The organism is Gammaproteobacteria bacterium (assembly GCA_027296625.1).
GTDB lineage: Bacteria > Pseudomonadota > Gammaproteobacteria > JAKEHO01 > JAKEHO01 > JAKEHO01.
Genome location: JAPUIX010000169.1, coordinates 1 through 20,045 on the forward strand (window position 1 = coordinate 1; position 20,045 = coordinate 20,045).

A 20,045-nucleotide genomic window follows, 5' to 3' on the forward strand; every position below is an offset into this window, starting at 1 on the left:
GCTCCTCTTGCTGGGACTCTTGCTCTTTTGTTTGTACTACGCTATTGCAGCGACCTTGAGCCGCGGCGCGTTATTGGGTTTTTGGGCGGGCATTGCGGTGTTGGTGCCCTCGGCGCTTCGGCGTGTGCCTGTAAAATACCCGATCATCCTCCTCGTCGTGGCATTAGCTGCAAATGGCCTTGCCAACCTGCAATCGCGCGGGGTACTGACGGATCGATTCGATAGCGCCCTGGGTTCCATGCAGGTTTTGATGGACCCGAGTAATGGGCTCAGCGAGAGTGGTGGGTCCATCCATCAACGTTCCGTGATCTGGCATGCCTCGGCAGAGCTCCTTCGCGATGCCCCGTGGTATGGGCTGGGTCCATCGACCTTCGGTCTCGCCTATCCGGCCTATAGCCCTGTCGAAGATCTCAGTTCATTGCAGTACGTTCACAACGATTACTTACAGTTCTGGATCGAACTGGGTTATCCAGGGGTGTTATTACTGCTGTGGTTAGGACTATCGGTAATCTGGATGTTTGTGAAGGTCATTCGATCAAACGATGTGGCTGACGAGAGGCGAATTGAGGCCGCGGGCCTGTTTGCCGGTATGTTGGCTGTCGCTGCCCATAGCGTCTTTACTTACAATTTTAATATCCTCGCCATTGCAATCTTGTTTGGTTTTGTTTTAGGTCGATTCGTTGCACTGGCACCCACTCCTAGTGCGCGAGGTTGGTGCGTCAAACCTAGTGCAATCTTAGGCAAAAATGCCTTCTATGCTTTGAGCATCATCGCGTTGATGTTTCCGGTCAGCCTCTTGGCTTCTTTTGGTGTGATGGATCATTTTTATACAAAGGCTAAAGCGGCGCTGATTGCAGGGGACCTCGGCTTGGCCGAGCAATCACTCACCAGGGCCGAGCAGTTATTCGATACGTCTGATATTCAATACGCACGTGCGGTTTTATACATGGAGGCCATTCATGCTTTGCCGGGGAGCGATAGTGCACGGCGCAAACAATTCTATGAGTTGGCGAGCGGCGCATTGGAACGTACCGAGGCGGTGAATCCCTATGAGTCCAACGCCTACTTCGGCCGTGCTATGCTCTATCAGGATAATCCCCAGTTAGCCGGTAGTCAGTGGTTTGCGCGTGCGAGCGCTGCTTATCAGAAAACGCTCGACATGGACCCGCGGCATTACCCGGCAAGGCTCGCCTATGCCAAGTTGCTTGCGGGGAACGCAGAGGAAAGAAATGCTTTAGCGTTGCTCGAAGCGGGGCTTGCCTACTTGTTTCCTGACGATCCGCAGATCCTTTCCTATGCGCGTTATCTTGTAGAGCTGCGACGGGCGCAGAGTGATGTGGAAGGGGCTGAGCGCATTGAGCAGTGGATTCGTGTATGGGAACAGCATTGGCGAGATGAGGCCGCCGAGCTTTATTTTTCATCGCGTTGAAAAGTGATGTGCCCCATTCGTTGATGGTCGCGGCATGCAAATGAGGTCTGTAGTGGTTGATCAAACAGAGAGCCTAAACAGCCAAAAGGACGCGTTAAAAGGTCGCGGGTCGTATCAGGGGCACACGCTGGTGGAGCTTGTGCTTGTCTTCGTTATCATCGGGATCGTTGCCGCGTTGACGATACCGCGTTTCGCAAGCAAAGACGCATTCGAAGAGCGCGGCTTTTTTGAGGAGTCCCTGGCAGCGGTACGTTATGCTCAAAAGCTGGCTATCGTCTCAGGATGTGACGTCCATCTGAGCTTTAACAGTACCGGCTATACTGTCGGGCAATGGGCGGTCTGTGTCCCCGCCGATCACACGAATCCTGTGACGCCCGTTGGACGGCCGGGGGCAGGGCAGTTTACCAATACCGCCCCGGATAGCGTGACCATAGGTAACAGGACATTTTATTTCGACAAGATCGGTCGTCCCCGGCAGGACGATGCGAATGGAACATTAATTGTAAATCCAGCCGATCTCGTCATCACGATTGGTGCTCGCTTGATACAGGTGGAGCCAGAGACAGGCTTCGTGCGCGTGTTATGAAGCGAATCATGAATAGCCAATCTGGCATGACCTTGATCGAGCTCATCGTTGCCATGGTGGTGATTGCCATTGCCGTGTCGACGATCATATTGTTGATCAGTGATGTCACCCGTCGCAGCGCGGATCCGATGGTCCAGGAACAGGCCCATGCCATGGCCCAGTCTTATCTTGAAGAGATTATGCTTCGACCGTTTTGCGATCCGAATGATTTTGCCTCTCCCGTTGATTGTCCGACGCTGTGCGTATCGAGTGCCTGTGCCAGCTGCTCGGGTAATACCACAGATGGCGTCACAATTGAGGACCGGAGCACTTACGACGATGTCTGCGATTACGATGGCCTGACAAATAACGGCGCTACAGATCAGAATAACAACCTGATCGCAGGTTTGGAGGCGTACACGGTCACGGTCAACGTTGTTGACGATGCGACCGCTAATTTGAATGGACTTACCGGGAATGCAGGACAGTCAGTACTTGTCAACGTGACGGTATCCCACTCGGCTTTGCCTGGTGACATCGTGCTGTCCGGCTATCGGGCTAACTACTGATGAATAGATCGAAGATAGACATCGCCGGTTTCACACTTGTCGAGATGGTCGTGGTGATCCTGATCAGCGCTATTCTCGCCGCGGTTGTTGGTCTGAATATCTCACGCCCAATTGAAAGTTTTTTCGATGTGGTTCGCCGCGCCGGCCTAGTGGATATTGCGGAGACAGCATTGCGCCGCATGACACGTGAAGCGCGCCTGTCCCTGCCAAACAGCTTTCGAGTTAACACCGGTGGTACTTGCACCACGAACACGGGGACACCCGGTGTGCTCTGTGCGGTTGAATTTCTGCGTACGCTTGATGGGGCACGGTACCGGGTGCAGCTGGACGGAGGCGGCGGGGGCGTTGTCTTGAATTTTAGCGTTAATCAGCAGGACGGTGCTTCATCGTTTGATGTATTGGGCCAAATTGACAACGCTGCCAGTATCCAGCTTGGTTCGGGATCCACAGACTGTATTAATCAGGTGGCTGATTGCCTCGTGATCTTCAATACGGGGCAGCCTTCGACCGTTGCCGATGCGATCGCCGCGGGCGTCAGTACCAATGCCTATCTTGGCGCATCAACCCTATACGATGGCAATATCGCAACGATTTCTTCTGCGTCCACAACGTCACTCGGATTCGATAATAGTAACATCGGGACATGGAATTTCGGTTTTAGCTCGCCCCAGCAGCGTTTTGTCGTGGTCGACACCCCGGTAAGTTTCGTTTGTGATCCGGGCAATGGGGTTATCACGCGCTATTCGGATTATCCAATAGCCGCTGTGCAAAGTACCGCACCGGGTGGGACATCCTCGCTAGTAGCGAATAACGTAACGGCGTGCACCTTCACTTACGATGCCGGGGCACCCACCCGCGGCGCGTTAGTTACAATCGCCATTACCATTAGCGAGGAGGGCGAGGACGTGCGCTTGTTGGAGCAGATCCACGTGCCAAATACGCCATGATGAACAGCCGAGCCACGCAAAAAGGTTTTTCCATCGTTGCTGCGCTCTTCCTGATTGTTGTACTGGCGGCCATGGGGGCCTTTATGGTGACGATCAGCAGTACGCAGCAGTATACGTCGACGTTCTCGATAGAAGGATCGCGCGGGTTTTTCGCCGCGCAGAGCGGCCTGGAGTGGGCTGTGAGGACCGCATTGAACAGTCCTGCCACATTGAATTGTGGGGGGGCTGGGCCAACCTTCACCCTCTCTGGGGGCACAACCAATGGCTTTGACGTGCAGGTTACCTGTACGGTAACCGCAGTCACGGAAGGGCCAGACGTCTACTCAGTTTTTGCGCTTACGGTGTCAGTTGATAAAGGCACCGCGGGGACAGCGGACTATGTAAGCCGTGCCATCAGGGCCAATGTGACGGATGCACCCTAGCGATCGGGACTCATGGCACGAGCCTCGCGCACGGCTCGTTTGCGCAACGTTTTCCAAATCCATTTTGCTGTTTGGACCCGAAGACCCAGGCTGGCGATGCGGGCGTCATCCCATGCGCTGCGCTTTGCCGAGACGCGTATAATGAACGGCCACCTACAGAAGGCTCAATGTGCTTCAGGATCATAGTTTGATGAGCGAAACAGAGGCGCTGACTGCAGAGGATAGAAAGCGATTGGCTGTGGATTTCTGCGGTCTTCAATTCAACACACCGCTGGTACTCCTTTCGGGCTGCGTCGGGTTTGGCGAGGAGTATACGCGCGTCGTGGGGTTTTCTAACGGCGATGCCGGTGCCGTTTGTCTCAAGGGAACAACGCTTGAACCGCGACTTGGTAACGAGCCCCATCGCATTGCGGAGACGCCGCTTGGGATGCTGAATGCCATTGGTCTACAAAATCCGGGAGCCCGCAAAGTGGTGGACGAACTTCTGCCACAATTGGATTTTAAGGAGACCTGCTTTATCGCGAATGTGTCAGGCGCGACGGTGGAGGAATATGCGGAGGTCACACGTATATTTGATGATTCGCCCATCCATGCCATGGAGATCAATATTTCGTGTCCCAATGTCAAAGAAGGGGGTGTCGAGTTTGGTAATGATCCCGATATGTCCGCACGGGTCGTGGAGGCGTGCCGTGCGGCTACGACTAAGCCGCTTATTACGAAACTATCGCCCAATCAGACCGACATTACCGCGAATGCCCGCCGCTGTATGGATGCGGGATCTGATGCCTTCGCAGTGATCAACACGCTCATGGGAATGGCTATAGATATAGAAACCCGTAAACCTGTCATTGGTAACAATCAGGGTGGCCTCTCGGGCCCGGCAATCAAGCCGATTGCCTTACTCAAAGTGTACGAAGTCTATAGCGCCTGTAAAGAAACCGGCGTCCCCATTATTGGGCAAGGTGGGATCACGACAGCAGAGGATGCGCTGGAGTTTATTATTGCCGGTGCGAGTGCCGTGGGCGTTGGTACTGCCCTTTTCTACGACCCGCTGGTTTGCCCCAAGATCAACAGCGGGATCGTGGAGTATCTTAAACGCCATCATATCGGTAGCGTGGCCGAGTTAACGGGCACGCTGGTGCTTAACGAACCGGCAACGGATATCTGTACGGGTTAGTGGTCTCGGCAGGCATGCCCGTCGCGAACGGACACACGGATGAATTCGATGCACTGCTGGCGAAACTACTTCGCTTCGCTTTTTAGGCGTCGAACAAAGACTTTCATTTCCTTTGCCGCCTGGATATCACCTTTTGCTTCGGCGATGTCGATGCCAGATTGATACGTGGCTACGGCCTCGTTAACTCGCCCGGCTTGGCTGAGTGCCCTACCCAAAAGTTTCCAAGCGGCAGAGTAGTTCGGATCGAGTGTTACCGCGTTCTCAAGGTGCACAATTGCCTCGTCATCCTTGCCTTGCTTGAGGTAGGCGCTGCCTAGACTGAAACGCAGTACGGCACTGTCCTGACCCTTGGCCAGCATAGCTTCTAGGTTGTCTATAATGGTCATCGTCTCTCGAAGGACATGGGCTGAATCAGAGACCCTAGAGATCCGCCCGTTAAGTAGATTTCATTTAAGCGGCTTGAGCGCCCCAGTCATTTTCTCCAAAATGCCGGGGTCATAAGTACTAACAGCGTAAAGATCTCGAGGCGCCCCAACACCATCGCAAACATCAAGATCCATTTTGCCGTGTTACTGATACTTCCATAGTTTGCGCTGACATCACCCAGGCCGGGCCCCAGATTATTCATACAAGCGGCCATCGCGGAGAACGCCGTCACCTGATCGAGTCCCGTCGCCATCAAGAGCAGCAGCATGATGGTAAAGGCGAATACATAGGTGGCAAAAAATCCCCAGACCGCATCCATGATGCGGTCCGGCAAAGGCCTGTTTCCTATCTTAATAGGGATAATCGCGTTCGGATGGATCAGGCGTTTGATCTCTCTTAGCCCCTGTTTAAAAAGCAGCAAGACGCGGATTACCTTAAGTCCCCCTCCCGTCGAACCGGCACAGGCCCCCCCAAAGCTTGCAAATAACAGCATGACAGGAAGAAAACTTGGCCAGGCCTGAAACTCCGTCGTGGTAAACCCCGTCGTCGTGGCAATGGCAACGCTCTGGAAGATACCTTGGCGCAACGTTTCGGCGAACCCGTCATAGGTACCGGAGTAAATCAAATAAGTGCAGCTGATGACACAGACCGCCCCCAAAAGCACCAGATAGGCCTTAAACTCGGAGTCCGTCCGGTAAGGTCCAAGGCTCAATGAGCGCCATACGAGAAAATGCAGGGCAAAGTTGATTCCGGCCAGCAGCATGAAGATGACTGCGATGATCTCAATCCAGGGATTGTTGAAGTATCCGATACTGAGATCATGGGTCGAGAATCCGCCGATGGCGACCGTAGAGAAACTGTGCGCAATCGCATCGAACGTGCTCATTCCTGCCATCCAGTAGGCGGCGGCACAGATGATGGTCATGGTGAGGTAGATATACCAGAGTGCCTTTGCGGTTTCCGTTATGCGGGGCGTGAGTTTGGCATCCTTCAGTGGCCCCGGAGTCTCTGCGCGATAGAGCTGCATGCCACCAATGCCCAGCATTGGAAGAATTGCAACCGCTAACACGATGATGCCTAAACCGCCAAGCCACTGGAGTTGTTGGCGATAAAACAAGATGGAGGGGGGCAGTTCGTCGATGCCGGTCATCACCGTAGCGCCTGTCGTGGTAAGGCCTGAGATGGATTCAAAGACGGCATCGGATAAGGACATATGAATGTTTTCTGCAAGTGCGAACGGAATTGAGCCCGTGAGGCCGAGCCCCACCCAAAATAGAACAACGACGACAAACCCGTCACGGACGCGCAGTTCCTTCTTATGGGTCCTTACGGGAAGCCACAAGACAAGTCCGATCCCCAACGTCAGCAGAAACGCCGAGGTGAAGGCAGAAAGGGCACCGTCATCTGTCCACCACGCAATACCGAGCGACGGCAACAAGGTCAGGCTGAACAGCGTCAGAAACAAGCCAAGGATACGTTGAACAGTGGATAGTTGCATGCGACGGCGTGGGGAAAATTAGACAGGCGTTAGGTCGGTTGATTTCGCAGGTGGCAAGCCAGCCGGAGCGACCCGCGCTAAAGAAATGTCACCCCGACTTGGAACAGTCTTTCCACGTCGGGCACGTGTTTTTTGTCAGTTACGAGCAATATGACGTGGTCCTCCGCCTCTATCGTCGTGTCATGATGGGCGATGATGACCTCGTCTTGGCGGACGATCGCTCCGATGGTTGTTCCAGAGGGAAGCTTTATGTCTTGAATTGTCCGGCCAACGACATTGGAGGAGCTTTCATCTCCATGTGCAATGGCTTCAATGGCCTCCGCTGCGCCACGGCGCAGGGAGTGCACAACAACCACATCACCTCGGCGGATATGGGCAAGCAAGCTACCGATGGTCGCTTGTTGAGGTGAAATTGCGATATCGATGACATTGCTTTGCACCAGATCGGCATAAGCCGCACGGTTGATGATCGCCATCACTTTGCGTGCTCCTAAGCGTTTGGCCAACATCGATGAGATAAGGTTAGCTTCATCCGCGTTGGTTAGCGCGCAAAACACATCCACATTTTCAATGTTCTCTTCCAGCAGGAGCTCTTCGTCAGCCGCGTCGCCATGCAGGACAGTGGTATTGTTCAATTCTTCCGAAATCACCCGCGAGCGTTCCAGGCTATGTTCGATGATTTTGACTTGGTAGCGATCCTCCAACGCCAGTGCCAAACGCTTACCAATATTACCGCCACCGGCAAGCATGATGCGCTTGACCGGTTTTTCAAGCTTCCCCATTTCTTCCATGATCGCACGGATATATTTTGGCGCGGCAATGAAAAAAACCTCATCATCCGGCTCAATGACCGTATCGCCGTCAGGCAGAATCGGCTGGCCTTGCCTAAATATGGCGACCACCCTGGTTTCAACTCCCCGCATCTGCTGACTGATTGCGTACAGCGGATGGCCGACCAGGCCCCCGCTATAGTGGGACGCCTTAATCGCGACGAGTTGTACCTTACCGTTCGCAAAATCGAGCACTTGCAGGGCGCCGGGGAGCTCGATTAATCGCTCGATATAATCCGTCACGAGCTGCTCGGGACTGATCAGTACATCAATGGGCAAGGCCTCTTGGGCGAACAGCTGGTGATGTTTCAGATACTCAATCTCGCGGACGCGCGCGATCTTGGTAGGGGTGTGAAAGAGTGTATAGGCGATCTGACAGGCGATCATATTGGTCTCATCGCTGGAGGTGACGGCGATGATCATATCCGCATCTTGTGCGCCGGCCTTCATCAGTACTGACGGATATGAGGCCGTGCCGGTGACCGTCTGTAGGTCGAGATGATCCTGAAGTGAACGGAGGCAACTTGGTTCTTGGTCAACGACGGTGATGTCATTGGCCTCACTGCAAAGATTGGCAGCGACCGATGAGCCAACCTGGCCCGCACCAAGAATGATAATTTTCATTCTCTCACCACTTTATTATTATTTTGCCAGGAAGGATAGGGTCCCATTTGATGTTCGCCACGAGAGAGTAGAGCTTGAATCTAATGGCTCTGTATATGGAATGGTCGAACTCACTTGTTGGGAAATTTATTTTCCCAGATTCCTTAATTATCAGTTGTCGTCGGGCATGTTTTTCAGATTGATTCCGAGCATACGGAGCTTGCGGTAGAGATGCGTGCGCTCCACGTTAATTTTGTTTGCAACCTTACTCACGCTTCCACCGGTTTCTCTCAGTTGGTATTTCAGATAGGCTCTCTCGAACTGTTCCCGCGCTTCGCGTAAGGGAAGGTCGAATCCCGGCAAGCTGTCGAAGTTGGCAAGCCGCGGCGGCATGCCAAGGGTCGCTTCTACTTCATCGTTGGAGATCTCTTCTCCACTCCCCAGGATTAGCAGGCGCTGCACGAGGTTTTTAAGTTCCCTGACGTTGCCCGGCCATGAGTAAGTTCGCAGCCGATTCTGTGCCGCTACCGTAAACCGGCGGTATGGAAGGCCTTCTTGTGTGGCGAAGGAATTGACGTAGAAGTCTAAAAGCTCCGGCACATCTTCATAGTGCTCTCTGAGTGGCGGCACGCGAACCGGCACCACGTTGAGATGGTAATAAAGATCTTCACGAAATTGCCCCACACGTACCTCGTCATCCAGATTGCGGCTCGTTGCAGCGACTATCCGGACATCGGTAACGACAGACTCTAGCCCACCCACGCGGGAAAATGCGCGATTGTCGATGGCACCGAGAAGCCTCGCTTGCAGAGCAAGATCCATGTCCACGATATCCTTGAGAAACAAGGTGCCTCCGGTTGCCTGCTCCAGATAGCCGTAGTGCACCTTCCCATCTTCCTCACTGCCAAAGAGCTCAGCCGCGGCATTTTCCTTCGCAAATTCAGCGACGCCGATCGTGACAAACGGGGCCCCACTGCGATTGCTATTGGTATGTAGGTAGCGTGCGACGAGTTCTTTTCCGCTGCCAGATTCACCCATAATCAGCACCGACGTGTTGTGCTGCGCGATACGCTTTACCTGATCACGAAGTTGCTGCGTGGCCGCACTTTTGCCGATCGGCTCGTTGATGGGTTGTGCGTGGTGACGAAGCCGAATGTTCTCACGTTGCAGCGATACAGATTCCAGCGCGCGCCTTACTGCGAGTAGTAGCTTTGCAAGCGACAATGGTTTCTCGATGAAATCATAAGCGCCGAGCCGGATCGCTTCCACGGCAGTCTCAACGCTGCCATGGCCCGACATCATGATGACCGGAATATCCATGCCCCCGTCTTCTGTCCATTCCTTGAGTAGCGTGATGCCGTCAACATCTGGCATCCAAATGTCCAGCAGGACCAAGTCAGGGCGCCGAGTGCGCCACGCTTGTCGGGACCGTTCACCGTTCTCGGCAACGCTGACATGGAAACCCTCATCTTCCAGGATTTCCTTGACCAGACTGCGAATGTCTGGCTCGTCATCAACAACGAGAATGTGATCAGGTGTCATACGGCGTCCTTACGAATGTGACGTACCGACGTTGAGATGCTTTGCTTGTGTGTTACCAGCAGTCGGATGATGGCACATGCACCAACTCCATTTTGATTATTTTCTAGCCATACAACACCACCGTGCTCCTCAACGATTTTTTTGACTATGGCGAGGCCTAATCCGGTCCCCTTGGTTTTGGTTGTCACATAGGGTTCGAAAACTTGCCCCAGAATCTCGTTCGGGATCCCAGGCCCGTGGTCTTCAATGCGTAGTTCTACGAAGCGTAGGTTAGCTTCCTGCAAGCAGCGTGTGCTGATCGTTAAATAAGGTGGTGTTGCCCGGTCGTATGCTTCGAGTGCGTTATTGAGCAAGTTATTCAGTACCTGCCGCAACCGGTCGGCGTCGGCCTCAATCAGGGGCATATCTTGCTCTAGACGCACTTCGAACTGTGCTGTGCGATCAACGTTTCGGTAAAGATCCAAAACTTCTTTAATCAAGCGATTAAGATCCATAGGCTCCGGACGCATTTGTGGCGTGCGCGCGTACTCAGAGAAGGTATTAACCATATCCTGCATAGTCTCGACCTGTTGAATGATGGTGTGGGTGAGATGGTCAAGCACTTCAGAGTCTTTTCGATCCATGGTTTTGAGATATTTGTGGCGCAGGCGCTCCGCGGCGAGCTGTATGGGCGTCAGAGGATTTCTAATCTCGTGTGCGAGGCGCTGCGCCACCTCACTCCAGGCGGCGTCTCTTTGGCCTTGTATTAGAGCGGTGATGTCGTCGAAGACGATAATGTAGCCTGCTTGACCCTGCGTATAGCTTGGTAAGGAGGTGCCACTGCACATGAGCACTTGACGTCCGCTGGTGCCGAACAGAATGACTTGTTCACGCCAGTCGCCAGCTGTCTCTTCAAGGTGCGGATCAACTGCATCTTTAAATTGCTGCAAGTAAGGATGTTGCGCGCAAATACTCGTAAGGGTTTTGCTGAGTAGGAACTCTATGGGGAGACCTAGGATCTGGCCGGCGCTAGCGTTTGCCGTTCGCAGGTGCTTATCCTGATCAAATGTCATAACGCCAGATGACAGGCGGCCGAGTACGGCCTCGAGGTATGCACGCTGCGCCTCAGCTTCCTCTTGACTTTGTCTTGCTTCATCGCGTGCGTGTGCAATCTTGCGGGTCATTTCGTTGAATGATTCGACCAGAAATCCCATTTCATCCCTACTTGGAACGGGCAGATGGGTACTGTAATCACCATCTGCCACAGCCTTGGTCCCTTCAGCTAAATCGCGGATGGGGGCAACTAACCGGCGTGCCGAATAGAACGCCGCCCACACGGCACTGAAGATACTGAATAGCAAGACCAGTGTTAGCGTCATCACGAAACTAATCTTAAGCTGTTCCCGAAGGTAGGCGAGTTCCTTATATTTGGTATAGGAAGACTGCACGTTATCCGCTAGTTTATTCATATGTTCTGGCACTGAGACTAAAGCCTGTAAAATCCGGGGCTCGATCTCCATCGCCAGCTCGGGCACGTTAACTGCGACCCGGATGTGCAACCCAGCATCTCCGATGGTGTCGAGACCGATATAACTCTTGCCCTGAATCAATTGAAGTAAAATCGTCTCATTCGGGCTGTTGGGGACAAACTTGGTTGAATCGCTAATGCTTGAAGCAATGATTCCGCCCTTACGGTTCAGTAGGGTGACCTCTTCGGCACCGAACCGGTTTCGGAGATCGTTTACATGGATTGCGGCATTGGCGTTTGATATTTCAGTGAACTCTTCAGCAATCTGTTCCGCGTCTTTGAGCAATTCGCGCATGCGCATATCTAACGCCCTGCGACTGAGTTCTAGTGAGTCGTCTAGTGCCTGTTCGATGCGTACATCGAACCAGCTATCGATTCCTCGGCGGAGGAAGTCTAACGAAAAATAGTAGACGACCAACACAGGAGTTACAGCGAGCACCGTAAACATAGCCACCATCCGCATTGTCATGCGAGACCCGGGTTGGTGCTGCCGATACTGGCGGATTAGCCGCTGGATATTGATACCAATGAGGACAACCAGGGTCAGCAAGCCGAACGTGTTGAACAGTAATAAGAAGGAGTACAGCCCTGCGAATCGAGTAGAATTTTGTGTCGCATCACTCATCATAATGAGGGAGCCAAGCAACAACAGGAAAAGCGCAAAGGCGGAAAACAGGACGGTGTTACTGCGCTGATTCATGGCGCGATCGTCCACTCGTACCACGGGCTCGATAAACGCCACGTAGATGACACGTACGCCATCGGTCTCATCGGTGCGGGTAAGGCCTCAATGTCCAAACGTGCCCGCATCCGACCAATGTATCGATATCCGCCCTGGATCATATTGCTTGGAAGCAGGGGGTACCCGACGACTTTGCCCAGTGCATGCGTCGCGTGATCCAATGACAAAAAGTGTTGTTGGAATCCACTATTTTGGTCGATCAACAGATAGTGATTCGTCAGCGCGTGCCGATCCAGCCGGTAGACTTGCTGTGTCTTGGCCACTGTTGCATCCCATAGATAGTCTCGCTCACGTTCGACTTTGGCATCAATAACAATGTATAGGGGAACGCCGTGGTTTAATGCATTAAGGGCTTCATTGCCCAAGTCAAACTTTATGTTGGCATCTAAAAGGTACGTCTTGTCCACCAATCGCGTGCTGGCCTGTTCGATCGTAATCTCTGCGGCGATGGCACTGGCCGCTGCGCACACACCAAGCAGCGAAAGGAAAATCCGCCTAACGGAGAGCTGGGATAGCATGGGGAAATAGCTAGGCTTTTTGCAAACAGGCATAGAAGAACCCATCCATATCGTCTTCCCCCGGGAGGATCTGACGGCCTACACGGGTAGGACGTCCCCAACTGGCTTGAATCGTTTGCAGCCGGGCATCTGGGTGTTGCCGGAGAAAATGTTCGATCTGTGCGTCATTTTCCTCGGCTAAGACGGAGCAGGTCGCATACAGCAGCTTACCGGTGCTTGTGAGGAGCGGCCAAAGGGCCTCAAGTAGCTGGCACTGCAATTTCGTCACGGACCTGACATCCTCCTGCCGTCGTAACGTTTTTATGTCCGGGTGTCGCCGGATGACGCCCGTCGCTGTGCAGGGGCTGTCCAGTAAGATACGGTCAAAACACTTCTTATTCCACCACTTAGATGGATGGCTGGCGTCGCCCAGTACGATCTCCGGGGTTTGCCGACATCGCCTGAGCGTCTCCTCAAGGAGCTGCATCCGTTCCCTATCGGCCTCAAGCGCCGTCAGGGAACCAATGGCAGGCTCCGTCTCAAGGATATGGGTGGTTTTGCCGCCCGGGGCGGCGCAGGCGTCAAGCACATGCTGCCCGGGCTTCAGTTCCAATAGCGGTACCGCGAGCTGAGCGGCCGCGTCCTGAACAGAGACCCGGCCCGACTCAAAACCGGGCAGCTCGCGAACCGCGACCGGCGCTTCCAGCACGATGGCATCAGGCGCATGCGCTGCGAGCCTCCCTTCGAAGCCTGAACGCGCCAGTTCGCTCAAATAGGCGTCGCGGGCGCACTGCTGGCGGTTCACACGTAGCGTGAGCGGGGGACGTTGGTTGTTGGCCTCAGCGATCTGTTGCCAATCGTCGGGCCAGGCGGTCCGGAACGCATCTAGAAGCCATTGGGGGTGTGCATAAAGGGCTTCAGACGATTGCGCAAGCTTTATTAGTAAGCGATCACTCTCTCTCAGATATCGGCGGAGGATAGCATTGATAAGCGGGCCTGCCCATGGCTTGGTGAGGAGTTGGGCCGCTTCTACGGTCGCTGAGACGGCGGCATGGGCGGGTGTCTGCAGCTCGTCAAGCTGATAGAGCCCGATCAGCAAGAGGGCGCGAACGTCCAAGTCTTTTGGCTTCAAAGGCCGATCGAGCAGCAGGCCCAACAGAAAATCCAGACGCGGCAACCAACGCAACACCCCATAACAAAGTTCCTGCGTAAATGCGCGTTCCCGGGTGTCCGGCACGGGCGTGAGATATCGTGACAATGTGCTCGACAAGGAGCGGCCTTGGCCCATGACCTCAGCGAGGATACGTGCAGCGACCGCGCGCGCAGCCGACGGCTGGAGGGAGGTGCGACCCGGTTGAGAAACCTCTGTGCGCTCAGCTGTCACCGTAAGCCTCAATCCAGCCTTATCTCGCCGGGGTGGCAAAGTCCGGATGGGCGTTCAGAAAGTCCCGTGCCGAGATGGGTCGCTTTCCCGGCACTTGCACCGTGACGAGCCGCACGACGCCATCACCCGCAGCCACATCGATGCCTGCCATGGATGTGCCGATGACAGTCCCCGGTGGCAGTTTGTGTGTCTTATCAAGCGCTGTGGCCTCCCAGACCCGCAGGTCGAGGGTGTTGAGTGTGGTATGGGCGACTGGCTTCGGGTTGAACGCCCGTATCATTCTCTCGATCTCCGCTGCCGGTTGTGCCCAATCAAGTTCAGCCTCTGATTGGGTGATCTTGTTCGCATAGGTCGCAAGGCGCTCGTCCTGGGGCATTGGGCGTATGGCGCCGGCAGCGTAGTGGTCTAGCGTCCGGATTAGACACTCAGCGGCGCGTTGGGCGAGCCGGTCGTGCAGCGATTTCCCGGTGTCATAGGGGCGGATAGCAACCCGGGCCTGCGCCAGGATCGGCCCTGTGTCCAACTCTTCGTCCATCTGCATGATGGTGATCCCGGTCTCCGTGTCGCCTGCCAGAATGGCACGCTGAATGGGGGCGGCGCCGCGCCAACGCGGCAATAAGGAGGCATGCACGTTGATGCACCCATGCTGCGGTGCATCAAGTACAGGCCGGGGTACGATCAGGCCGTAGGCCACCACAACCATGAGGTCAAGCGCGGCCAGTTGCTCTTCAATGACCTTTTCTCGCAGGGTTTTGGGTTGATACAGCGGCAGGGCACGGGATGTTGCCAGCGCCTTAACGGGGCTGATGCGCAAGTGCCGTCCGCGCCCCGCCGGGCGGTCGGGCTGCGTGTAGACAACTGCAATCTCGTGTGGGCTCTCTTCAATCAGCGCCCACAATATGGCAGCGGCGAATTCGGGAGTGCCTGCGAATGCAAGACGTAAGGCCCGCTGGCTCACAAGACCTGGCGCGGCAACTGATCCCTCTTGCCCAGTTTCTTCCGAATGCGTTGGCGCTTTAAGGCCGAGAGGTAGTCAATAAACAACGTCCCGTTGAGATGGTCTATCTCATGCTGGATGCAGACCGCAAGCAGCCCATCCGCATCGAGTTCAAATGGCTCACCGTTCAGATTCATTGCCTGCACGGTGACCTTTTCTGCGCGCTCCACGAGTTCAAATACGCCGGGAACGGACAGGCACCCCTCTTCCATCTGTTCAACCCCATCACGCCGCACGATCTCGGGGTTGATAAAATACAGGGGGCTGTTCTTCTCCTCGGAAATGTCAATGACCACGACTTGCTTGCTGACGTTTACCTGGGTTGCGGCCAAACCGATGCCCACAGCGTGATACATGGTTTCCAGCATGTCGGCTGCAAGGGAGCGGATCTCGTCGGTGACCGCTGCGACGGCCTCGGCCCTGTTTCGAAGGCGCGGATCGGGGTAGTGCAAAATGTCGAGTATGGCCATTCTGGCGCCGTTTTTGCTGGGGATCTGGCTATTAACCCACTGATAGTATATAGGAAAATCGGATCCTGCTGGCAATGGTGCGGCCATTGGAGGTCGCCGTCAATTTCTGCTAGACTTTTTGCGAAACCACATTAAAGTCTTACCGTAAGGGTATTGACATGTCGAATAAAAACCTCTTGGCACTGGTGGCCGCGTTGGTGGCTCTGCCGATTGTCGCGGCGACACCCGAGTTAGATCCGAATCACCCGGACCGGTATGTGGTTCAAAAGGGGGATACGCTTTGGGACATTTCCGATCTGTTCCTTGTTGACCCCTGGCTCTGGCCTGAGATCTGGCAAGTTAATCCCCAGATCGAGAATCCACACCGCATTTATCCCGGCGATGTGATCTCTTTGACCTATGAAGATGGGCGCCCGATTCTGCGTGTTGAGCGGCGGGAGGTGGCTGCGCCCGGGGTGGCCCGGGTTGAGGGGCGGGATGTGAAATTGTCCCCGAGCATTCGTTCGATCGAGCGTGAGAGGGCTATCCCGACCATTCCTTTGGACGCGATCAGGCAGTTTCTAACTCACCCATTGGTGCTCACCGATGATGTGTTGGACGGCGCGCCCTACGTCGTATCCAGTTATGAGCAACACCTGATTGCGGGCGCCGGTGACACGGTCTACGTGCGGGGCCTCGAAGATGATGGGCAGACTCGCTATGGCGTCTACCGGAAAGGTGCGCCTTTACGAAATCCGGGCGCTAGGGAGGAAGACGTCCTTGGATACCAAGCGGTGTACGTGGCCGATGGCGTACTGACCCGCCATGGCGATCCCGCTAGCGTGTTTATCACCCAGTCAGATCGTGAAATCTTGGTGGGTGACAGGGTCCTTCCCGTCGTGGAAGAGGGTTCGTTCAGCGCCGCTTTCATGCCCCACGCGCCACAGTATGCGGTTGAAGGGAATATCATTTCTGTCCTTGATGGCGTTTCGCAGATTGGCCAGTACCAAATCGTTGCATTGAATGTTGGGCAAAATGATGGTGTTGATGTGGGCACGGTGCTCCGTATCTATCAGAGTGGGCAGGTGGTGCGTGACTACGGTGGCAAGCGCCAAGAAAGGCAGCGGGCGATCGAATTTGAACACGAGCCGGCCCCGGTTGACAGTTTGCTGGCGAATGTGTTTAACGATTTACACGATAATTGGCGCGCTTTCATAAATATGGGTGAAAGAGGCTCTGTTGAAGTGGAATTGCCTGAGGAGCCAGCCGGGGTGTTAATGGTCTTCCGGACCTTCGACCGAGTCAGTTATGGGCTCATAATGGCGGCCACAACGCCTATCCATATCTACGATACGGTGCGAAATCCGTAGGCGGAAGTGCGCGTGTGTGGCACGGACGCGCACCGCTTGAATCTCAACATAGCTAATGTCACTGCCGTTGCAAGGCGCCGACGAGCGCCGCTACTGGCTTGCATTACACCGGGCGCCCGGCATCGGTGCGCTGACCTTTAGACGACTGCTGGCGCAGTTTAACACCGCCCGTGATATCTTGGGCGCCGAGCGTTCAGCGTTACAGGCGTGCGGCATAAAGGGCGATTCCCTCGATTATTTGAAGCGCCCTGACTGGACCCGTGTCGATGCGGATCTCGAGTGGCTCGCCGCTCCCGGACGCCACCTGTTGACGCTTGCCGACGATGCCTATCCGCTACTCTTGCGGGAACTTCCCGATCCGCCGCCCGTCTTGTTTATCGAAGGTGAGCCCGGAGTCCTTTCGAGCATTCAGTTGGCCATCGTCGGCAGCCGGAATCCAAGTGCCGGCGGCAGAGAGACTGCCTATCAGTTTGCCAAGGAACTTGCTTCCATCGGCGTGACGGTAACCAGCGGCCTTGCGCTTGGAATCGATGCAGCAAGTCACCAAGGTGCCTTGGCCGGCAATGGCGTCACCGTCGCCGTTGCGGGGACGAGCCTTGACCGGGTATATCCTGCAAAACATAAGGACCTTGCTCACCGCATAGCTGAGAGCGGTGCACTCGTGTCAGAATTTCCGCGGGGTACGGCTGCGCACGCGGAGAACTTTCCTCGCAGGAATCGCGTCATCAGCGGGTTAAGTGTGGGTACGTTGGTGGTTGAAGCGGCAAAGAGAAGTGGATCCCTTATTACGGCGCGCCATGCCATGGACCAAGGCAGGGAAGTCTTTGCCATACCCGGATCGATTCATAGTCCTCTTGCGCGTGGTTGCCACGCCTTGATTCGCCAAGGTGCTAAGCTGGTGGAGACAGTGCAAGATATTTTGGAAGAGCTAGGACCGCTTGCACAGGTGGTTACATCATCGCCTAAACTGTCTGAGGATATTAACAATGTTAAAGACGAACTCGATGCGGAATACAAACGTTTGCTGGAGAATGTGGGCTATGAGCCTACGTCTGTTGATACGCTTGTTGAACGAACCGGATTGACGGTCAATGTGGTTTCATCCATGCTGTTGATTTTGGAACTGCGTGGTTATATTACTTCTCAGCCGGGCGGAACATACGCCCGCAGTGCATTGAGGGGCTAAAATGAAGGAAACCGTGCTTGACGTTCTGATGTATCTCTTCGAAAATTATATTGAAGATGAAATTGAATTTGCGCCTGACGAGGCATCCCTTAAGTTGGAGCTAGAAGACGCTGGTTTTGGAGATGTGCAGGTCAACATGGCGTTTGATTGGCTGGAAAGTTTGGCTGAGCAAAAAGAAAACTTGCTTACACAGAAACTGTCAGACACCCCGTCGGTGCGGATCTTTACTGACAAGGAAAAGGAAAGGCTTGACGTTGAGTGCCGCGGGTTCCTAGTGTTCTTAGAGCAGGTCGGCGTGTTGGATGCGCACGATCGAGAGCTTGTGGTTGATCGGGTGATGGCCTTGGGGACGGATGAAATTGACCTTGGACAATTAAAGTGGGTGATATTAATGGTGCTGTTTAATCAGCCGGGTAAGGAGGCCGCTTTTACTTGGATGGAAGACATTGTTTTAGATGATCTGGGCGGGACTGTGCACTAATAGCCGCGGGGGCCGCGAATGGCTCAGAGACGCTTTATCCGCGCCTCCTTTGTTTGAGGGAATTAATCAATCTCAGCGAATCTTGAGTATCCATGAGTAAAAATCTGGTCATTGTGGAATCGCCTGCTAAGGCGAGAACCATTCAGCGATATCTTGGCAAGGACTACGAGGTGCTCGCGTCCTATGGGCATGTGAGGGACTTGTTGCCCAAAGAAGGTGCCGTAGACACGGAGAATAGCTTCGTGATGCACTATGAAATTATTGAGAAAAATGCAAAGTCGATTGATGCGATCACTCGCGCCATGAAGAAAGCCGATGCGCTTTACTTGGCAACGGACCTGGACCGGGAAGGAGAGGCAATTTCGTGGCACGTCTGTGAAGTTTTGAAAGAGAGAAATGTTCTCGATAGCAAAACTGTACACCGTGTCGTTTTTCACGAGATAACCAAGGATGCGATTGATGAGGCGATTCAACATCCCCGCGACATCTCCATGGATCTCGTGAACGCCCAGCAGGCCCGCCGTGCTTTGGACTTTCTAGTCGGCTTCAATTTGTCTCCCCTATTGTGGAAAAAGGTGCGGCGTGGCCTCTCGGCGGGCCGTGTACAAAGCCCGGCGTTGCGCTTGATCGTGGAACGCGAAGAGGAGATCGAAAAGTTCAAAGCGCGCGAGTATTGGTCTATCGAAGCCGATGTCAAACATGAGGCCGTCGCATTTATTGCAAAGCTTGTGCGCTATCAGAATGAGAAGCTAACCCAATTTGCAATCACCACAGCAGATCAGGCGCAAGCGGCCAAGGATGTTCTATGGGAGGCCGCAAGATCGCATGGTGGCGACTCAAGTCTAGATGGACAGCCAAGCGAACATAGGCTCCGCGTTAGCTCTGTCGATAAGAAAAAACGAAAGCGCAATCCTGTTGCACCATTTATCACCTCAACATTGCAGCAAGATGCGGCCCGCACGTTAGGATTTACAGCGCAGCGAACGATGCGGACTGCACAACAATTGTACGAAGGGATTGAGATCGCTGACGGTTCAGTGGGGCTCATCACATACATGCGTACTGACTCTGTCAACCTCGCGCAGGAAGCTGTGAAAGAGCTTCGCGCGTTTATTGCAGATCAGTACGGTTTCGACAAGCTGCCTTCACAGCCACCAAAGTACAAGACGAAGGCCAAGAATGCCCAGGAGGCGCACGAGGCAATTCGGCCAACGTCAGTACGACGGATCCCGGATCAGGTCAAGTCTCAGCTCACGAGTGAGCAGCTAAAACTCTACACATTGATATGGAAACGCACCGTGGCCTGCCAAATGATCCATGCGACTATCGATACGATGAGTATCGATCTTGAGTGTGGAGAGGGAAACATTTTTCGTGTCACTGGGTCAACGGTTGTCGATCCAGGTTACATGATTGTGTACCAG

General features: G+C 54.3%; 19 protein-coding genes. 10 read left to right on the forward strand and 9 right to left on the reverse strand.

The features are described 5' to 3' along the window. The 6 genes from O6944_10235 to O6944_10260 all read left to right on the forward strand — a co-directional run. On the forward strand, positions 1–1,429 hold a 1,429-nt coding region (locus tag O6944_10235), incomplete at its 5' end, for an O-antigen ligase family protein (GenBank protein MCZ6719515.1). A gap of 40 nt (positions 1,430–1,469) precedes the next feature. Further along, the gene (locus O6944_10240; protein ID MCZ6719516.1) at positions 1,470–2,015 is read left to right on the forward strand and encodes a type II secretion system protein; all 546 of its coding nucleotides are present in this window, start codon (positions 1,470–1,472) and stop codon (positions 2,013–2,015) included. Positions 2,016–2,023: 8 nt separating this feature from the next. Further along, complete coding sequence (locus tag O6944_10245) at positions 2,024–2,563, forward strand: type II secretion system protein (GenBank protein MCZ6719517.1); 540 nt, start codon at positions 2,024–2,026, stop codon at positions 2,561–2,563. After that, positions 2,563–3,510: a type II secretion system protein gene (locus O6944_10250; protein MCZ6719518.1), complete on the forward strand. Its 948-nt coding sequence runs from the start codon at positions 2,563–2,565 to the stop codon at positions 3,508–3,510. Before O6944_10245 ends, O6944_10250 begins: the two co-directional genes overlap by 1 nt. Continuing rightward, complete coding sequence (locus O6944_10255; protein MCZ6719519.1) at positions 3,507–3,932, forward strand: pilus assembly protein MshP; 426 nt, start codon at positions 3,507–3,509, stop codon at positions 3,930–3,932. The genes O6944_10250 and O6944_10255 overlap by 4 nt, the downstream gene beginning before the upstream one ends. 190 nt (positions 3,933–4,122) lie before the next feature. Continuing rightward, a complete protein-coding gene (locus tag O6944_10260) occupies positions 4,123–5,109 on the forward strand; it encodes a dihydroorotate dehydrogenase (protein ID MCZ6719520.1) in 987 nt (328 codons plus the stop codon). A 65-nt stretch (positions 5,110–5,174) separates the two neighbouring features. Here the strand turns inward: O6944_10260 and O6944_10265 are convergent, their stop codons facing one another. The 9 genes from O6944_10265 to def form a co-directional block, all read right to left on the reverse strand. After that, on the reverse strand, positions 5,175–5,495 hold the full coding sequence (locus tag O6944_10265) for a tetratricopeptide repeat protein (GenBank protein MCZ6719521.1): 321 nt from the start codon (positions 5,493–5,495) through the stop codon (positions 5,175–5,177). 86 nt (positions 5,496–5,581) lie between these two features. After that, positions 5,582–7,033, reverse strand: coding sequence for a TrkH family potassium uptake protein (locus tag O6944_10270; GenBank protein MCZ6719522.1), 1,452 nt, complete (start codon positions 7,031–7,033; stop codon positions 5,582–5,584). 77 nt (positions 7,034–7,110) lie between these two features. Then, positions 7,111–8,487, reverse strand: a complete 1,377-nt coding sequence (trkA, locus tag O6944_10275; protein MCZ6719523.1) for a Trk system potassium transporter TrkA — start codon at positions 8,485–8,487, stop codon at positions 7,111–7,113. 150 nt (positions 8,488–8,637) lie between these two features. Further along, positions 8,638–10,008 (reverse strand): sigma-54 dependent transcriptional regulator, encoded by a 1,371-nt coding sequence (locus O6944_10280; GenBank protein ID MCZ6719524.1) that lies wholly within the window; start codon positions 10,006–10,008, stop codon positions 8,638–8,640. Further along, positions 10,005–12,215, reverse strand: a complete 2,211-nt coding sequence (locus tag O6944_10285; protein MCZ6719525.1) for an ATP-binding protein — start codon at positions 12,213–12,215, stop codon at positions 10,005–10,007. The genes O6944_10280 and O6944_10285 overlap by 4 nt, the downstream gene beginning before the upstream one ends. After that, the gene (locus O6944_10290; GenBank protein MCZ6719526.1) at positions 12,212–12,808 is read right to left on the reverse strand and encodes a DUF4390 domain-containing protein; all 597 of its coding nucleotides are present in this window, start codon (positions 12,806–12,808) and stop codon (positions 12,212–12,214) included. The genes O6944_10285 and O6944_10290 overlap by 4 nt, the downstream gene beginning before the upstream one ends. After that, positions 12,786–14,138: a 16S rRNA (cytosine(967)-C(5))-methyltransferase RsmB gene (rsmB, locus tag O6944_10295; GenBank protein MCZ6719527.1), complete on the reverse strand. Its 1,353-nt coding sequence runs from the start codon at positions 14,136–14,138 to the stop codon at positions 12,786–12,788. Before rsmB ends, O6944_10290 begins: the two co-directional genes overlap by 23 nt. A gap of 19 nt (positions 14,139–14,157) precedes the next feature. Beyond that, positions 14,158–15,096: a methionyl-tRNA formyltransferase gene (fmt, locus tag O6944_10300; GenBank protein ID MCZ6719528.1), complete on the reverse strand. Its 939-nt coding sequence runs from the start codon at positions 15,094–15,096 to the stop codon at positions 14,158–14,160. Beyond that, positions 15,093–15,605 carry a peptide deformylase gene (gene def / locus O6944_10305; GenBank protein ID MCZ6719529.1) on the reverse strand — a complete coding sequence of 171 codons (513 nt, stop codon included), beginning with the start codon at positions 15,603–15,605 and terminating at the stop codon, positions 15,093–15,095. The genes fmt and def overlap by 4 nt, the downstream gene beginning before the upstream one ends. 158 nt (positions 15,606–15,763) lie before the next feature. On the opposite strand from def, the gene O6944_10310 reads away from it, so the two are divergent. The 4 genes from O6944_10310 to topA form a co-directional block, all read left to right on the forward strand. Then, complete coding sequence (locus tag O6944_10310) at positions 15,764–16,954, forward strand: LysM peptidoglycan-binding domain-containing protein (GenBank protein MCZ6719530.1); 1,191 nt, start codon at positions 15,764–15,766, stop codon at positions 16,952–16,954. A gap of 55 nt (positions 16,955–17,009) precedes the next feature. Then, positions 17,010–18,140, forward strand: coding sequence for a DNA-processing protein DprA (dprA, locus tag O6944_10315; GenBank protein ID MCZ6719531.1), 1,131 nt, complete (start codon positions 17,010–17,012; stop codon positions 18,138–18,140). A gap of 1 nt (position 18,141) precedes the next feature. Continuing rightward, positions 18,142–18,621, forward strand: a complete 480-nt coding sequence (locus O6944_10320) for a DUF494 family protein (protein ID MCZ6719532.1) — start codon at positions 18,142–18,144, stop codon at positions 18,619–18,621. A 92-nt stretch (positions 18,622–18,713) separates the two neighbouring features. Further along, the coding region (gene topA / locus O6944_10325) for a type I DNA topoisomerase (GenBank protein ID MCZ6719533.1) at positions 18,714–20,045 on the forward strand (1,332 nt) is incomplete at its 3' end.

Coding starts and splice junctions, on each gene's coding strand:
- O6944_10240 (MCZ6719516.1), top strand. CDS start 1,470: ATGAGGTCTGTAGTGGTTGATCAAACAGAGAGCCTAAACAGCCAAAAG.
- O6944_10245 (MCZ6719517.1), top strand. CDS start 2,024: ATGAATAGCCAATCTGGCATGACCTTGATCGAGCTCATCGTTGCCATG.
- O6944_10250 (MCZ6719518.1), top strand. CDS start 2,563: ATGAATAGATCGAAGATAGACATCGCCGGTTTCACACTTGTCGAGATG.
- O6944_10255 (MCZ6719519.1), top strand. CDS start 3,507: ATGATGAACAGCCGAGCCACGCAAAAAGGTTTTTCCATCGTTGCTGCG.
- O6944_10260 (MCZ6719520.1), top strand. CDS start 4,123: ATGAGCGAAACAGAGGCGCTGACTGCAGAGGATAGAAAGCGATTGGCT.
- O6944_10265 (MCZ6719521.1), bottom strand. CDS start 5,495: ATGACCATTATAGACAACCTAGAAGCTATGCTGGCCAAGGGTCAGGAC.
- O6944_10270 (MCZ6719522.1), bottom strand. CDS start 7,033: ATGCAACTATCCACTGTTCAACGTATCCTTGGCTTGTTTCTGACGCTG.
- trkA (MCZ6719523.1), bottom strand. CDS start 8,487: ATGAAAATTATCATTCTTGGTGCGGGCCAGGTTGGCTCATCGGTCGCT.
- O6944_10280 (MCZ6719524.1), bottom strand. CDS start 10,008: ATGACACCTGATCACATTCTCGTTGTTGATGACGAGCCAGACATTCGC.
- O6944_10285 (MCZ6719525.1), bottom strand. CDS start 12,215: ATGAATCAGCGCAGTAACACCGTCCTGTTTTCCGCCTTTGCGCTTTTC.
- O6944_10290 (MCZ6719526.1), bottom strand. CDS start 12,808: ATGCCTGTTTGCAAAAAGCCTAGCTATTTCCCCATGCTATCCCAGCTC.
- def (MCZ6719529.1), bottom strand. CDS start 15,605: ATGGCCATACTCGACATTTTGCACTACCCCGATCCGCGCCTTCGAAAC.
- O6944_10310 (MCZ6719530.1), top strand. CDS start 15,764: ATGTCGAATAAAAACCTCTTGGCACTGGTGGCCGCGTTGGTGGCTCTG.
- dprA (MCZ6719531.1), top strand. CDS start 17,010: ATGTCACTGCCGTTGCAAGGCGCCGACGAGCGCCGCTACTGGCTTGCA.
- O6944_10320 (MCZ6719532.1), top strand. CDS start 18,142: ATGAAGGAAACCGTGCTTGACGTTCTGATGTATCTCTTCGAAAATTAT.